A 15698-nucleotide genomic window follows, 5' to 3' on the forward strand; every position below is an offset into this window, starting at 1 on the left:
CCTTAAACAGCGACTACTTCTTCTTCGGTTTCTTCAGCAACTACAGGCAGTTCCGGCTCCTCAACCTGAAGCTTCAGATTACGGTATCGTGAAAGCCCTGTTCCGGCAGGAATCAACCTGCCCATTATTACATTTTCCTTCAGGCCGCGAAGGCTGTCAACCTTACCTTCGATGGCTGCCTGTGTCAAGACCTTTGTCGTCTCTTGGAAAGACGCGGCCGAGATGAAGGACTCGGTAGAGAGAGACGCTTTGGTAATCCCGAGGAGAAGCGGCTCCGCAATGGCAGGGCGTCCACCCTTCGCAAAAACCCTTTCGTTCTCATCCTCGAACACGTACCGCTCAAGCTGGTCGTCGATTAGGAAGCTTGTATCACCCACATCCTTGATTCGAACCCGGCGCAGCATCTGACGCACAATGGTCTCAATGTGCTTGTCATTGATCTTGACACCCTGTAACCGGTAAACCTCCTGAACCTCGTCCACCAGGTACTTGGCAAGGTCCTTCTGCCCTAGAACCCGTAGGATGTCGTGGGGGTTGGAAGAACCGTCCATGAGGGCCTCACCCGCACGTATGTGATCTCCCTCGTGAACGCTGATGTGCTTCCCTTTCGGGATCAGGTATTCCTTCTCCTCACCAAGTTCCGGCTTGACGATCACCTTCCGCTTCCCTTTGGCATCCTTCCCGAAGGAGACAACACCGTCGATCTCGGAAATGACGGCGTAATCTTTCGGTTTACGTGCCTCGAACAGTTCGGCTACCCTCGGTAGACCGCCGGTGATGTCCTTGGTCTTTGTTGTCTCTCGGGGGATCTTCGCTATGACGTCGCCTGCATTGACAAAGGAGTCATCCTGGACCGAGATATTCGCTCCGACAGGGAGGAAATAGCGCCCCATCATGCTCTCGCTGATCTTGACGGTTTTTCCGGAATCATCCTTGATTGTGATGCGCGGACGCTTGTCAGGGTCGCGGGATTCAATGATGACCTTACGGGAAAGCCCGGTGACTTCGTCCACCTGCTCTTCCATCGTAACAGACTCGATGATGTCTCCGAACTTGATCTTACCGGAGACCTCGGTGAGAATCGGCATGGTGTACGGATCCCACTCGGCCAGCGTCTCGCCAGGCTTGATGACGCCATCGGGCTGAACCTTGATTTTGGCCCCGTAGACGATGCCGTAGCGCTCCCGCTCTCTTCCGGTTTCGTCCACCACCGCCACTTCACCGTTTCTGTTCATTACTATGTGATGCCCATCGATGTTGACGACGGAATTGATATTGATGAACTTCACGCGCCCTTCGTTGCGGGCCTCCAGAGAAGTTTGCTCGGCGCGACGTGAAGCAGTACCACCGATGTGGAACGTACGCATCGTCAGCTGGGTGCCCGGCTCCCCGATTGACTGGGCAGCGATGACACCAACCGCCTCACCTAGATTCACCAGATGTCCGCGTGCGAGGTCGCGGCCATAGCACTTGGCGCAGATGCCGCGCCGACTCTGGCAGGTGAGAACCGAGCGGATTTTGACTCTTTCAAGTCCGGCATCCTCTATCCGCTTCACGAGGGTCTCGTCGATCTCCAGGTTCGATGGGACGAGGACCTCTCCCGTGACCGGATCAAGGACATCGTCGAGAGCAACACGGCCAAGAATTCGGTCACCGATGTGTTCGATTATTTCACCACCTTCGGTGAGCGCTGAAACAGTAAGCCCGTCGAGCGTACCGCAGTCGTCCTCGGTAATGATTGCGTCCTGGGCAACATCGACGAGACGCCTTGTCAGGTAACCGGAATTTGCAGTTTTGAGCGCCGTGTCGGCAAGACCTTTACGGGCACCGTGGGTAGAAATGAAGTACTGGAGAACTGTCAGCCCCTCACGGAAGTTTGCGGTGATCGGAGTTTCAATGATCTCACCTGACGGCTTCGCCATGAGACCCCTCATCCCGGCCAACTGGCGGATCTGCTGCGCCGAGCCCCTGGACCCCGAATCGGCCATCATGTGTATGGCGTTGAAGGACGGAACCTTCACTTCCTTGCCGTCCGGTGATGAGACAGTGTCGCGGGATAGGTTGTCGAGCATCTCCCGAGCAATCTCTTCGGTTGCTTTCGCCCAGATGTCGATTACTTTGTTGTAGCGCTCGCCATCTGTTATGAGTCCTTCGGTATACTGGTTCTGGATCTCCTTCACCTCTTCCGAGGCCGCCTCTATGATGGCCGGTTTCCCTTCGGGAATCACCATATCGTTGATGCTGATGGAGATGCCTGCAAGCGTGGAGTAACGGAAGCCGGTCTCCTTGAGCTTGTCAGCCAGGATGACTGTCTCCTTGTTTCCGGCAAGTCGGTAACAGACGTCCACCAGGTTGGTCAGCTCCTTCTTCGTCATTACCCGGTTGATCGTGCTGAACGGAACTGCAGCAGGAAGAATCTCGCGGAGCAGTATCCGGCCTGTAGTGGTTTCCATGATCTGCGGTAGCTCGTCGGTGGGGAGGTTCTTCATCCTCACCTTGATACGAGCCTGCATATCGATCTCTCCCGCGTCGAATGCGATCCGAACTTCTTCAGGAGATGCGAAGATCTTCCCTTCCCCGAGAGCAAAGTATTTGTCCCGGGTCATGTAGTAGATGCCAAGAACCATGTCCTGCGACGGAACGATGATCGGCTTTCCATTGGCCGGGGAGAGGATGTTGTTGGTGCTCATCATGAGAACCCGCGCCTCAACCTGGCTCTCGATGGAGAGTGGGAGATGGACGGCCATCTGGTCGCCGTCGAAGTCGGCGTTGAACGCTGTACAGACGAGGGGATGGAGCTGGATTGCCTTCCCTTCTATCAGAACCGGCTCGAAGGCCTGGATGCCAAGCCTGTGCAGGGTAGGAGCTCGGTTGAGCATAACCGGGTGTTCCTTGATGACCTCTTCGAGGACGTCCCACACCTCGGGGCGTTCTTTCTCCACCATCTTTTTTGCGCTCTTGATAGTGGTGACGAAGCCGCGCTCTTCAAGCTTGTTGTAGATAAACGGCTTGAAGAGTTCGAGGGCCATCTTCTTCGGCAGACCGCACTGGTGGAGACGTAGTTCCGGACCGACAACGATAACGGAACGGCCCGAGTAGTCGACACGCTTTCCGAGAAGGTTCTGGCGGAAGCGGCCCGATTTCCCCTTGAGCATGTCGGAAAGGGACTTGAGGGGACGCTTGTTGGGTCCTGCGATGGCCCTGCCGCGACGGCCGTTGTCAAAGAGGGCGTCAACCGCTTCCTGGAGCATCCGCTTCTCGTTCCGGATAATCACCTCGGGAGCCTGCAGCTCCATGAGTCGCTTGAGACGGTTATTCCGGTTGATGACTCGGCGGTACAGGTCGTTAAGGTCGGAGGTGGCGAATCGTCCGCCATCCAGAGGAACCAAAGGACGCAGTTCGGGAGGGAGAACCGGGATGCACTCCAGAATCATCCACTCCGGCTTGTTCCCGGAAGCTTTGAACGCCTCGACAACCTTAAGGCGTTTTGCGGTCTTCTTCCGCTTCGCTTCGCTGGTAGCCTCCATCATTTCAATGCGAAGCTGCTCGGCCAGTTTGTCCAGGTCAAGAGCCTTCATGCAGTCGCGAACCGCAGCTGCTCCCATTCCGGCTTCGAAACCCTGCTCCCCGTGCTCCTCCTTCGCCTTCAGGTACTGGTCCTCGGTGAGAGTCTCGGCTAGGGTCATGCCCGTATTTTTAGGATCAGTTACTGCGTACGCCTCGAAGTAGAGGACGCGCTCTAGATCCTTGAGAGTCATATCGAGAAGATTTCCTATGCGCGAGGGCAGGGACTTGAGGAACCAGATGTGGGCGACAGGGGTCGCCAGATCGATATGCCCCAGACGCTCCCGTCGCACCTTCGAGGGAATAACCTCGACGCCGCATTTCTCGCATACGATACCACGATGCTTCATCCGCTTGTACTTGCCGCAGTTGCACTCGTAGTCTTTGGTAGGCCCGAAGATTTTAGCGCAGAAAAGCCCGTCGCGCTCCGGCTTGAATGTCCGGTAGTTAATGGTTTCCGGTTTTTTCACCTCACCGAATGAACGTTCACGGATCTTCTCCGGTGAGGAGATGGATATCTTGATAGAAGAAAAATGGAGCGGATCTTTCGGCTTGTCGAAAAAGTTGAAGATATCTTCCAAAATCGTTTCCTCCCTTTGCTAGGAGTTGCTAGTTCAAAAGCATGGGTCCTATAGGTCGTATAGGACCCATGAGTGTTTTTTCAGTCTTCGTCGTTCTCAAGGAGCTCCACATCCAGACAGAGGGACTGGAGTTCCTTGATGAGGACGTTGAACGACTCGGGGAGGCCCGGCTCAAGAGTGTGCTTCCCTTTCACGATAGCCTCGTACATCCGTGTGCGCCCCGCCACGTCGTCCGATTTGACCGTGAGGAATTCCTGGAGAGCATATGCAGCGCCGTACGCTTCCATTGCCCACACCTCCATCTCACCGAGACGTTGTCCCCCGAACTGGGCCTTGCCACCAAGCGGCTGCTGCGTGACGAGACTGTAGGGGCCGATGGAGCGCGCGTGGATCTTGTCATCGACAAGGTGGTGGAGCTTGAGAACGTACATGACCCCGACGGTTACCTTGTGCTTGAAAGGATCGCCAGTCTTGCCGTCGAATAGGGTCACCTGCCCCGTGGCCTCGAATCCGGCTTTCCCCAGCATGTCCTGGATGCCGTCTTCGGACGCGCCTTCGAATACCGGAGATGCCATAGGCACACCACGTTTCAATCGCTTGGCGACTTTCTGGAGCTCATCCTCCTCAAGGGTATCGATGAAGCGGCTCATCTCCTTGTCATTGTACACTTCTTTCAGGTACTTTTTCATATTGGCCGCAGGAGAATTCTTCTCTAGCATCTCCTCGATCTTCCAGCCGATCCCCTTGGCGGCCCATCCCAGATGCGTTTCCAGAATCTGGCCCACGTTCATACGGGAAGGAACGCCAAGCGGGTTGAGGACGATCTCGACAGGCCGCCCATCCTCCATGTACGGCATGTCCTCTTCCGGCAGGATGCGGGAAACGACACCCTTGTTTCCGTGGCGACCCGCCATCTTGTCACCCACCTGGAGCTTGCGCTTGATGGCAATGTAGACCTTTACCATTTTGATGACGCCAGGAGGTAGGTCGTCCCCACGCTTGAGCTTCTGTATTTTGTCATCAAAGACGTATTTGATTATGTCGATCTGCTGGTGGAGGGTACTGAGCACCATCGCCACCTTCTCGTCGACTCCTTCCCCGTCGACCAGCGAAATCTCGTCCCACCGGTCCATCGGGACTGCGTTAAGGGCTTCGTCGGCAATTACCTTCCCTTTTGCTATCAGGACCTTGCCGTCCCTTCCTTCAAGACTCACCGCCGCGGTCTTTCCTACCAGAAGCTTCTTCAGTTTTCCAATGGCGGAGTCTCGGATGATGCGGATCTCGTCCTGCTCGTCCTTGCGAAGCTTCTCCTCTTCGGCCCGTTCGATGATTTCCGTACGGGTGTCCTTGTCGGCACCCTTGCGGGAAAAGATCTTGGCGCCGATGATGGTTCCTTCGACACCGGGTGGAACCCGCAGGGAGGTATCACGTACATCACCTGCCTTCTCCCCGAAGATAGCGCGGAGAAGTTTCTCTTCCGGCGACAGCTGGGTCTCTCCCTTTGGTGTAATCTTACCAACGAGGATGTCGCCGGGCTTCACTTCGGCGCCAATCCTGATGATACCCGATTCGTCGAGGTCCTTGAGGGTTTCCTCACCCAGATTGGGTATGTCGGAGGTGATTTCCTCCTTGCCGAGTTTTGTATCGCGAGCTACGCATTCAAATTCCTCGATGTGGATCGAGGTATAGCGGTCATCCTTGACCAGCTTTTCTGAAATTAGAATTGAGTCCTCGAAGTTGTAGCCGCCCCAAGGCATGAAGGCAACGAGCACATTCTGGCCGAGGGCGAGTTCTCCCATGTCGGTGGAGGGGCCGTCTGCTATGATGTCGCTCCGCTTCACATGGTCCCCGACCTTCACTACCGGCCGCTGGTTGATGCATGTGTTCTGGTTGGAGCGGGCAAACTTGATCAGGTTGTAGATATCAACGCCGGTGCCGGTCTCGTCGTATTCGTCCTCGTCTATCTTTACGACGATGCGGGAAGCATCAACCGACTCAACAACACCATTGTGGCGAGCTACTACGGAAACTCCTGAATCGCGGGCCACTACGCGTTCCATGCCGGTACCGACGAGGGGACTGTCAGCCCGCAGCAGCGGCACTGCCTGTCGCTGCATGTTTGAGCCCATGAGTGCGCGGTTGGCGTCGTCGTTCTCCAGGAACGGAATAAGGGAGGCAGCTACAGATACAAGCTGCATCGGTGCCACGTCCATCAGCTCAAGTTCATCGCGGTGAACCAGTACGAACTCTCCGGAACGACGGGCGGAAATGTACTCGTTAGAGAACTTTCCGTCCTTGTCCATTTCGGCATTTGCCTGAGCGATGGCGTGCCCCTCCTCCTCAAGAGCCGAGAAGAAGCGAACTTCGTTGGTGACCTTCCCCTCTTTTACGATCCGATACGGGGTCTCCACGAACCCGTGCTCATTGATCCTAGCATAGGTGGAGAGCGAGGCTATGAGACCAATGTTCGGCCCTTCCGGAGTCTCGATTGGGCAAACTCGACCGTAATGGGTCGGATGAACGTCGCGGACTTCGAAACCTGCACGCTCCCGGGTAAGACCGCCCGGTCCAAGGGCTGAAAGACGCCGCTTGTGTGTTACTTCGGAGAGCGGGTTTGTCTGGTCCATGAACTGGGAAAGCTGCGAGGATCCGAAGAACTCCTTCACCACAGCAGAAACAGGCTTCGAGTTGATCAGGTCGTGAGGCATGAGGTTTTCCACTTCCTGAAGGCTCATGCGCTCCTTGATCGCTCGCTCCATGCGTACAAGGCCTATGCGGTACTGGTTTTCCAGGAGTTCGCCGACGGCGCGCACCCGGCGATTGCCCAGGTGGTCGATATCGTCGATGTTCCCTTTGCCGTTCTTGAGGTCGATCAGGTACCTGACCACCTCGAGCACGTCCTCTCGCGTCAGGGTCTGGGTGTCGAGAGGGGTTGAGAGCCCGAGCTTGTGGTTCAGCTTCAGGCGACCGACAGCCGAGAGGTCGTACCTTTCCGGATTAAAAAAGAGGTTTCCGAAAAGGGCAACGGCGCTTTTGATAGTTGGCGGATCGCCGGGACGCAGTCTGCGGTATATTTCGATCAGGGCATCATCGGTTGTGCCGATCTTGTCGATGAGAATCGTGTCGCGGAACGACGAGGTCGCATGCAGGTTGTCTATGAACAGAAGCTTGAACGAATTTATTCCACGGGTTTTTATCTCTTCAAGCTTGACCTGCGTGATCTCCTCATTGCACTCGACGATAACCTCGCCGGTGGAGGGGTCGACGATATCGTGGCAGGAAAAGCGCCCGAGGACGTCCTCGGCCGTTATCGGTATCTGCTTTATATTGTGCTCTTCCATCTTCCTGATAGCGGCCTTCGTGAATTTCCGGTTGGCCTTCACGAGCACTTCACCCGTCTGCGGGTCGGTAATGTCTATGGCCGCCTTCTGATTGGTGAGGAGTTCCGGATCGGCGGTCTTCACCATCCGGTCGCCATCGAAGAAAATCTCCTCGCTCTTGTAGAAGTAGTTAAGCAGCTCTTCAGCGGAGTAACCCAACGCTTTCAGCAGAACGGTCGCCGGCATTTTGCGGCGGCGATCGATGCGCACATATAGGATATCCTTGTGATCGAATTCGAAATCGAGCCAGGAACCGCGGTAGGGGATGACCCTGGCGGAGTAGAGGACCTTGCCGCTGGAGTGCGTTTTACCCTTGTCATGGTCGTAGAAGACGCCGGGAGAGCGATGGAGCTGACTGACGATAACCCTCTCGGTGCCGTTGATTATGAACGTACCGTTCTCCGTCATCAGCGGGATCTCGCCGAAATAGACTTCCTGCTCCTTGATGTCGCGGATCGACTTGGCACCTGTTTCCTTGTTCAGGTCCCAGACGACAAGCCTGACCCGTACCTTCATGGGCGCAGCGAAGGTCATGCCACGCTGATGGCACTCCTCCACATCGTATTTCGGGGTTCCGAGGGCGTAGGAAACGTACTCAAGGGACGCGGTCTCGCTGAAGTCCCTAATGGGGAAAACGCTCTTGAAAACGGCCTCCAGGCCGCTGTTCTTTCTGGCTTCCGCGGGTATGTCAATCTGGAGAAATCTCTTGTATGAATTCTTCTGAATGTCGATCAGGTTGGGGATATCGATGATCTTCTTTATCTTGGCGAAGTTCTTGCGCAAAAGGGGGTTATTCGCAATTGAATAAGCCATATTTTCTCCTTTGGTGAATGCCGGAGCGACATCCGAACCACTTGGATTGTTGCGAAACTACGATGCAGGCAGGCAGTGGAAGGCGCCAACTACTAAAATAGAACAGCCAAGGCCGCACACCAGGCGGCCTTGGCTAGCATTGGGACAAGTTGTCGACGGTTATTTAATGTCAACTTCTGCGCCGGCCTCAACCAGCTGTTTCTTGGCGTCTTCGGCTTCCTGCTTGGAAACGCCGGTCTTTACAGGCTGCGGAGCGCCGTCCACGAGATCCTTGGCTTCTTTGAGGCCCAGGCTGGTGAGAGCGCGGACAACTTTGATGACGCCGATCTTGTTGGCACCGGCGGACTTGAGGATGATGTCGAACTCGGTCTTCTCTTCAGCAGGCTCTGCAGCAGCAGCAGGACCGGCAGCGGCGGCGACCGCCACAGGAGCGGCAGCAGAAACACCGAACTTGTCTTCGAGCTCCTTGATCATTTCGGAAAGTTCAAGAACGGTCATGTTCTCGATGAATTTGATTACGTCTGCTTTGGTGATGTCAGCCATTTGATGTTCCTCCATAGTCGCTGATTCTGTTAAGTTTACCCCGTTGGGGGATTTTTCTTTATTTGCCTTCTTTTTGGTCTCTTACAGCAGCAAGCGCGCGGACGAAGCCGCCCGGCACCGCAGCAAGCACTCCGACAAAGCTGGCGATCGGGGCCTGCATGGTCCCGAGAAGCTTCGCGACGAGTACCTCACGGCTCGGGAGCTCGGCCAGGGCCTGGACATCGCTCACGCTCATCGACTTGCCCGAAAGCACTGCTGCTTTCAGCTTGAGCGTCGAGTTCGGCTCCTTGGCAAAGCGCGACAGTACCTTGGCAGCGGCTACAGGATCGGTGTAGCTAAGTGCAATGGCTGTAGGGCCGGCGAAATGATCTGCCAGTCCTGCCTTGTCGGTGTCGCGGGAAGCGAGTTCGAGCAGGGTATTCTTTACAACCTTGTACTCGACGTCTGCTTTGCGCAGTTCGTTCCTGAGTTCGGTGGCCTTGCCAACAGTCATTCCGCGGAAATCTGCGAGAAACACTGCCTGTGCACGCTGCAGCTTCTCGTGCATTTCGGCGACGACCTGTTGTTTGCCTTCCTTGTTCATGCGCCATCCTCCTTTCTTTTGGTATGAGGGTCGATGACCCCGCCAAAGTCAGGGAGCTTCAGGAACAACTACTTTCCATCGACAACCGCAGTCTCGGCAGGCTTCGGATTCTCAATTAAGCAGCAGCTCCATTGCTGCTGCGCCTGCTGTCTGTGACTTTGGCAAAATTATAAATAGTCCTCTAGGTCGCATTGGTCCTATAAGGCCTATGAAACTTTTACAGCTGTGCGGCAACCTCTGTGGTATCAAGCCGTACCCCAGGCCCCATGGTGGAGGAGAGGGAAATCTTCTTGACGTAAGTTCCCTTGGCAGCAGCAGGCTTCGCCTTCATCAGCGCATCGACGAGAGCGATGATGTTCTCCTGGAGCTTGGTGCCGTCGAAGGACACTTTCCCCACAGGAGCATGAACGATACCTGCCTTCTCTACGCGAAACTCAACCTTGCCGGATTTCGACTCCTTTACCGCGCGACCCACATCGAAGGTAACCGTTCCGACTTTCGGGTTAGGCATAAGGCCACGGGGACCAAGGAGCTTGCCTATCTTTCCGACGACCCCCATCATGTCCGGGGTGGCGATGGCGGTATCGAACTCGAACCATCCCTCCTGGATCTTCGCAACGAGATCGTCCCCCCCTACGTAATCGGCGCCGGCTTCGCGTGCTTCCTTCTCCTTCTCGCCCTTGGCGAAAACAAGTACGCGAACATCCTTTCCAAGGCCGTTGGGGAGCACAACTGCCCCGCGGACCATCTGATCTGCGTGGCGCGGGTCGACACCCAGGCGGACGGCAACATCGACGGTCTCATCGAATTTGGCAAACGAAGCGGACTTGACCAGGTCTATGGCTTCGCTCAACGTATAGGCCCGGGCGCGGTCGACTTTTGCAAGGGATTCTGTTTTCTTCTTCGCAGTCTTAGGCATTTCTTCACCCTCTCTTGATCTTAAACTATCTCAACACCCATACTGCGGGCGGTTCCTTCGACGGTGCGCATGGCGGCTTCGAGGCTGGCTGCATTGAGATCCGGCATCTTCTTCGTCGCGATCTCCCGGACCTGGTCCTTTGTCAGCTTTCCGACTTTGTTCTTATTCGGAACCGCGGACCCACTCTCGATTCCGATAGCCTTCTTGATAAGAATAGGCACCGGGGGCGTCTTCGTGATGAAGCTGAACGAGCGGTCGGCGTACACGGTGATGACCACCGGGATGATCGTTCCCTCATCGGCCTGGGTCTTCGCGTTGAACGCCTTGCAGAATTCCATGATGTTAACGCCGTGCTGACCGAGGGCAGGGCCGATGGGGGGGGATGGATTGGCTTTCCCCGCCGGGATCTGCAGTTTTATGTAACCAGTGATCTTCTTCGCCATGTATCTGCTCCTTTTATCTGTTTCCTGAAGGCGGGGGGCCCCGGCGACCCTGAGGCGGGCGGGGCGTTTTTCCTGCCTATTGCTTTTCTACCTGCATGAATTCCAGCTCAACGGGAGTAGCCCTGCCGAATATGCTGACCATCACGCGCAGCTTCGCCTTGTCGGGCTTAACATCTTCGACCACGCCGGAGAAGTTGAGGAAGGGGCCATCGATTACCCTGACGGTCTCACCCACTTCGAAGAGCACTTTAGGACGAGGTTTCTCGGCACCCTCTTCTATGCGGCGGGTAATTTTCTGCACCTCCTCGTCGGGTATGGCGACCGGGCTGTTACCACCGACGAAACCTGTAACTTTTGAGGTCTCCTTCACCACATGCCACGTTTCGTCGTTCAGCTCCATATTGACGAGGATATAGCCTGGAAAGAATTTGCGCGATGATGTGCGCTTCTCTCCTTTTTTCAGCTCCACCACCGTTTCGGAAGGTATAAGTATCTCTCCGAAGGACTCCTGAAGCCCAAGGTTCTTGATCCGCTCCTGCAGAGAGAGCTTGACCTTGTTCTCGAACCCGGAATAGGTGTGGACACCGTACCATTTCAATGCCATAAACTCGTTCCTTACCCCAGTATGAGCCGCATAGTCTTGGCTAGAATCACGTCGCAGAACCCAAGGTAAAGGGAAATCAACACGACGATGACAACTACGACCCATGCGGTCGCTATTGTTTCCTTGCGTGTCGGCCAGGTAACCTTGCCCAGCTCGACCTTGACTTCTTCGAGAAAGCTCTTCGTTTTAGCCAGCACGGTCAGCTCCACTAAGGTTTGTATAATAAAAATGGCAGGCCAGGAGGGATTCGAACCCCCAACATCCGGTTTTGGAGACCGGCGCTCTAGCCGTTAGAGCTACTGGCCTGCAGACAATAGCCGCACAGAGAGCGCGGCCCAATCGGCTATTTCGTTTCCTTGTGAGGCGTATGGGTGCGACAGAAGCGGCAGTACTTCTTGAACTCAAGCTTCTGCGGAGTGTTTTTCTTGTTCTTTGTAGTCGTATAATTTCTCTGCTTGCACTCGGTGCAGGCAAGGGTGATGATGTCTCTCATTGCCGTCGTCCTTATTTAGCGGATAACGGAGGGCGCATCGTCATGACCGCCCTCCGCATTAAATGACAGAATTACTCGATGATGGCGCTGACCACTCCGGCGCCGACGGTACGGCCACCTTCGCGGATCGCGAAACGAAGTCCTTCGTCCATTGCGATCGGGGTGATCAGATTGATGGTGACAGCGATGTTGTCGCCGGGCATTACCATCTCGGTCCCCGCAGGCAGCTCGACAATACCCGTCACGTCGGTGGTGCGGAAGTAGAACTGCGGACGGTATCCGTTGAAGAACGGAGTGTGGCGGCCACCCTCTTCCTTGGTGAGTACATAGGCTTCGGCCTTGAACTTGGTGTGCGGGGTGATGGAGCCGGGCTTGGAAAGCACCTGACCGCGCTCGATGTCCTCACGCTTGACGCCACGCAGAAGTGCGCCGATGTTGTCGCCCGCACGACCTTCGTCGAGGAGCTTGCGGAACATTTCGACACCGGTGACGGTTGTCTTGGTTGTCGCCTTCATTCCGACGATCTCTACCTCTTCGCCTACCTTGACGATACCTCTCTCGACGCGGCCAGTGGCAACAGTACCACGCCCGGAGATGGAGAATACGTCCTCGACCGGCATAAGGAACGGCTTGTCGATGGCGCGCTGCGGCTCGGGAATGTAACTGTCCACCGCGTCCATGAGCTGCATGATCGCCGGCTCGGCCAGCTCGCCCTGCTCGCCGTTCAGTGCCTGGAGGGCGGAACCCTTGATGATGGGGATATCATCACCCGGGAAGTCGTAGGAGGAGAGGAGCTCCCGAATTTCGAGCTCTACCAGTTCGAGGAGCTCGGCATCGTCGACCATGTCGGCCTTGTTGAGGAAGACTACGATGTAGGGAACGCCAACCTGACGGGCAAGCAGGATATGCTCCCGGGTCTGCGGCATCGGACCGTCGGCTGCGGAGACGACCAGAATGGCGCCGTCCATCTGCGCGGCTCCGGTGATCATGTTCTTCACGTAGTCGGCATGGCCGGGGCAGTCCACATGGGCATAGTGACGCTTGTCGGTCTCGTACTCGACATGGGCGGTGGCGATGGTGATCCCGCGCTCACGCTCTTCAGGGGCGTTGTCGATCTGGTCGAACGCCTTGAATTCAGCCTGCCCCTTGCCGGCAAGCACTTTCGTGATGGCTGCGGTAAGGGTCGTCTTCCCATGGTCAACGTGACCAATCGTCCCTATGTTTACATGCGGTTTCGTTCTCTCAAATTTTGCCTTGGCCATGTCGGAACCCTCCGGATTTATCCTTTTTGCGTTTAAAGTATGGGGCAACAATCCCCTTATGGCTGAAAAAAATGGAGCCCACATCCGGACTCGAACCGGAGACCTCTTCCTTACCAAGGAAGTGCTCTACCTCCTGAGCTATGTGGGCACGATTGGAATTTGGAGCGGGAAACGGGACTCGAACCCGCGACCCTCAGCTTGGAAGGCTGATGCTCTAGCCAACTGAGCTACTCCCGCCTAGTTCCAGGTATATGAAGTTTTGTGAAGACGTCAGACCCGCCAACTCCCAGTACCGGCGACTCTCGTCTCCTGGGTGGCCGATCGTACCCGCGCCTTCTGCAGTTTGTATGGTGGAGGGAGGAGGATTCGAACCTCCGAAGTCGTCCGACGACAGATTTACAGTCTGTTCCCTTTGGCCACTCGGGAATCCCTCCAGACGAAGAAGCCGCTTCTAGCCCGGCATAGCGCCGAACGTTCAACTGGAGCTGGCGATGGGACTCGAACCCGCAACCTGCTGATTACAAGTCAGCTGCTCTACCAATTGAGCTACGCCAGCGCAACTTAACCTATACACGATGTACAAAGAACGTCAAGCAAACCGGTCCAGAAAACAGAAGCATTACCTATACAGAAATGATCCGACGCTGTCAACGTTTTTTTGCCGGAATTTTTCTTTTCCCTCTGCCGACTGCGACAGCAGCCTCAGCTCCCCCTGCTCCAGCAATCCTCCCATCGCGCTCGTTACCTCCGAGAAGCAGGGGCGCAGCATCTTCCCGGCCGCAGACACGAAGCGCTTCCAGAACATGCCGTCGCTCTTCCGCAAGATGGCAAAGTAGAAGTGACTTTTGCAGCCGCTTTTCCCTGTCCGTCCGCGCCACGTGCAGTTTGTTGCCGGAGAAGGGATCGATGCCAGTGTAGTACATGCAGGTCGAAAGCGTACCGGGAGTAGGCGTAAAATCCTGCACCTGCTCCACCCGGAGGCGATACCTCCCGAGAAGCAGTGCAAGCTCCACCATGTCTCCGAGGGTGCAACCCGGATGACCCGACATCATGTAGGGGATAACGTGCTGCCTTCTTCCGAGCCGTTCGCTCTCAGCCCTGAAGCGGGAGAGAAAACTTTCGAAGCGGGCGCGGCCAGGTTTCCGCATAAGCGCCGTCACCCCGTCCACAAGATGTTCCGGGGCTACCTTGAGAAGCCCACCCACATGATGCGCAAGCAGTTCGCCAAAATAAGCCGGCTGCTTATCGAGCAGGTCGTATCTGATTCCCGAGGATACGGCAATATGCTTTACTCCGGTGAGTCCACGCGCCCGTCGAAGAAGCCGTGCTCCCTTCACATCCCCGGCCTTGAGGTGAGGACAGGGAGACGGAGCAAGACAACTCCCTCTCCGGCAGGTCCGGCAGGACGCCAGACTTCCGCTCTCCATGCCGTACATGTTGGCGGTCGGACCGCCAAGGTCGCTGACGCTCCCACGGAACCACTCCGACTCCGTCAGACGCTTCACCTCGCACAGAACCGAATCCTCACTTCTGGACTGGATCGCAGTCCCCTGGTGCTGAGCTATAGCGCAGAAGGCACAGCCGCCGCAGCACCCCCGATGGGTGGTGATCGAGTTCCTTATCTGCTCCCATGCCGGAATAGGCTCTCTATACGATGGATGAGGTTTTTTCGTGAATGGAAGATTGTAGAGCGCGTCCATCTCCGTAGTTTCCAGAGGAAGCGCCGGAGGGTTGCTCACAAGACAGCGGTCGCCGTGCCGCTGCACGAGAGATCGCGCGCAGTGCGGATTCATTTCATGGGAAACAAGGATGAAGGCATCTGCGAATTTTCGCCGATCCGCTGAGACCTCCTCGAACGAAGGAAGATGTACCACCGGCTCATCGTCAGATTCCACAAACTCTTTCTGAATCCGTGCAGTCCCCCTGACCCCGGCGATATCCCTGAACGGCTCTCCCTCCCTCACCCTCTCAGCCAGCTCAAGAAGGGGCCGCTCCCCCATCCCATAGACGAGAAGATCCGCTTTGGAATCAAAAAGAATCGATCTCCTGACCTTGTCTTCCCAGAAGTCGTAATGAGCGAAACGGCGAAGGGATGCCTCGATGCCACCGATTACCACCGGGACGTCACGCCACGCTTCTTTTAGACGCGACGTGTAGACGATGCAGGCCCGATTGGGGCGCGCGCCGTGGCGGTTGCCGGGGGTATAGGCATCGTCGTGGCGAAGTTTGCGGGCAGGGGTATAGTGCGCCACCATCGAGTCCATGGCCCCCGCCGAAACGGCAAAGAAGAGCCTCGGGCGCCCGAGAACCATGAACGCGTCAACACTTCGCCAGTCGGGCTGAGGGATGACCCCGACACGGAACCCGTGCGATTCGAGCCAGCGGGCAAGGAGGGGAACGCCGAATGCCGGATGGTCGATATATGCATCGCCGGTTACGAAGATGACGTCGAGCTCATCCCATCCCCGCTTGAGTGCTTCTTCTTTAGTGATTGGTAAGAACATTTGGAAGTT

Annotated in this window: 11 protein-coding genes and 5 tRNA genes; all 16 read right to left on the reverse strand. The window is 56.1% G+C overall.

Annotation, left to right across the window (positions count from 1 at the left end; all coding sequences use genetic code 11):
* Positions 1-2: 2 nt before the first annotated feature.
* The 16 genes from rpoC to CFB04_RS09520 all read right to left on the reverse strand — a co-directional run bounded on the left by rpoC (position 3) and on the right by CFB04_RS09520 (position 15689).
* Complete coding sequence (gene rpoC / locus CFB04_RS09445; RefSeq protein WP_088535041.1) at positions 3-4145, reverse strand: DNA-directed RNA polymerase subunit beta'; 4143 nt, start codon at positions 4143-4145, stop codon at positions 3-5.
* A gap of 80 nt (positions 4146-4225) precedes the next feature.
* On the reverse strand, positions 4226-8338 hold the full coding sequence (rpoB, locus tag CFB04_RS09450; protein WP_088535042.1) for a DNA-directed RNA polymerase subunit beta: 4113 nt from the start codon (positions 8336-8338) through the stop codon (positions 4226-4228).
* A gap of 159 nt (positions 8339-8497) precedes the next feature.
* Positions 8498-8881, reverse strand: coding sequence for a 50S ribosomal protein L7/L12 (gene rplL, locus CFB04_RS09455; protein WP_088535043.1), 384 nt, complete (start codon positions 8879-8881; stop codon positions 8498-8500).
* Between the two features lie 58 nt (positions 8882-8939).
* A complete protein-coding gene (gene rplJ / locus CFB04_RS09460; RefSeq protein WP_088535044.1) occupies positions 8940-9464 on the reverse strand; it encodes a 50S ribosomal protein L10 in 525 nt (174 codons plus the stop codon).
* A 217-nt stretch (positions 9465-9681) separates the two neighbouring features.
* The gene (rplA, locus tag CFB04_RS09465; protein ID WP_088535045.1) at positions 9682-10383 is read right to left on the reverse strand and encodes a 50S ribosomal protein L1; all 702 of its coding nucleotides are present in this window, start codon (positions 10381-10383) and stop codon (positions 9682-9684) included.
* Between the two features lie 20 nt (positions 10384-10403).
* Positions 10404-10826 (reverse strand): 50S ribosomal protein L11, encoded by a 423-nt coding sequence (gene rplK / locus CFB04_RS09470; protein WP_088535046.1) that lies wholly within the window; start codon positions 10824-10826, stop codon positions 10404-10406.
* A 76-nt stretch (positions 10827-10902) separates the two neighbouring features.
* Positions 10903-11430: a transcription termination/antitermination protein NusG gene (gene nusG, locus CFB04_RS09475; protein ID WP_088535047.1), complete on the reverse strand. Its 528-nt coding sequence runs from the start codon at positions 11428-11430 to the stop codon at positions 10903-10905.
* Between the two features lie 11 nt (positions 11431-11441).
* Positions 11442-11627 carry a preprotein translocase subunit SecE gene (gene secE / locus CFB04_RS09480; protein WP_088535048.1) on the reverse strand — a complete coding sequence of 62 codons (186 nt, stop codon included), beginning with the start codon at positions 11625-11627 and terminating at the stop codon, positions 11442-11444.
* 32 nt (positions 11628-11659) lie between these two features.
* Positions 11660-11736: transfer RNA gene (locus CFB04_RS09485), tRNA-Trp, on the reverse strand.
* 37 nt (positions 11737-11773) lie between these two features.
* A complete protein-coding gene (gene rpmG / locus CFB04_RS09490) occupies positions 11774-11923 on the reverse strand; it encodes a 50S ribosomal protein L33 (RefSeq protein WP_088535049.1) in 150 nt (49 codons plus the stop codon).
* A gap of 71 nt (positions 11924-11994) precedes the next feature.
* Entirely contained in the window at positions 11995-13185 is a 1191-nt protein-coding gene (tuf, locus tag CFB04_RS09495) for an elongation factor Tu (RefSeq protein WP_088535050.1), read from the reverse strand.
* A gap of 72 nt (positions 13186-13257) precedes the next feature.
* A tRNA-Thr gene (locus tag CFB04_RS09500) sits at positions 13258-13333 on the reverse strand.
* Between the two features lie 12 nt (positions 13334-13345).
* Positions 13346-13422, reverse strand: a tRNA-Gly gene (locus CFB04_RS09505).
* A gap of 111 nt (positions 13423-13533) precedes the next feature.
* Positions 13534-13619: transfer RNA gene (locus tag CFB04_RS09510), tRNA-Tyr, on the reverse strand.
* A gap of 46 nt (positions 13620-13665) precedes the next feature.
* Positions 13666-13741: transfer RNA gene (locus CFB04_RS09515), tRNA-Thr, on the reverse strand.
* A 91-nt stretch (positions 13742-13832) separates the two neighbouring features.
* On the reverse strand, positions 13833-15689 hold the full coding sequence (locus tag CFB04_RS09520) for a YgiQ family radical SAM protein (RefSeq protein WP_088536765.1): 1857 nt from the start codon (positions 15687-15689) through the stop codon (positions 13833-13835).
* Positions 15690-15698 lie beyond the last annotated feature (9 nt).

This window comes from Geobacter sp. DSM 9736, assembly GCF_900187405.1.
In the GTDB taxonomy this organism is placed as follows: Bacteria; Desulfobacterota; Desulfuromonadia; order Geobacterales; family Geobacteraceae; genus DSM-9736.

What these genes read in the sequence shown, in the direction of transcription:
- tuf (WP_088535050.1), bottom strand. Translation starts at nt 13,185, where the DNA reads ATGGCCAAGGCAAAATTTGAGAGAACGAAACCGCATGTAAACATAGGG.
- rplA (WP_088535045.1), bottom strand. Translation starts at nt 10,383, where the DNA reads ATGCCTAAGACTGCGAAGAAGAAAACAGAATCCCTTGCAAAAGTCGAC.
- rplL (WP_088535043.1), bottom strand. Translation starts at nt 8,881, where the DNA reads ATGGCTGACATCACCAAAGCAGACGTAATCAAATTCATCGAGAACATG.
- rpmG (WP_088535049.1), bottom strand. Translation starts at nt 11,923, where the DNA reads ATGAGAGACATCATCACCCTTGCCTGCACCGAGTGCAAGCAGAGAAAT.
- rplK (WP_088535046.1), bottom strand. Translation starts at nt 10,826, where the DNA reads ATGGCGAAGAAGATCACTGGTTACATAAAACTGCAGATCCCGGCGGGG.
- CFB04_RS09520 (WP_088536765.1), bottom strand. Translation starts at nt 15,689, where the DNA reads ATGTTCTTACCAATCACTAAAGAAGAAGCACTCAAGCGGGGATGGGAT.
- nusG (WP_088535047.1), bottom strand. Translation starts at nt 11,430, where the DNA reads ATGGCATTGAAATGGTACGGTGTCCACACCTATTCCGGGTTCGAGAAC.
- rpoB (WP_088535042.1), bottom strand. Translation starts at nt 8,338, where the DNA reads ATGGCTTATTCAATTGCGAATAACCCCCTTTTGCGCAAGAACTTCGCC.
- rplJ (WP_088535044.1), bottom strand. Translation starts at nt 9,464, where the DNA reads ATGAACAAGGAAGGCAAACAACAGGTCGTCGCCGAAATGCACGAGAAG.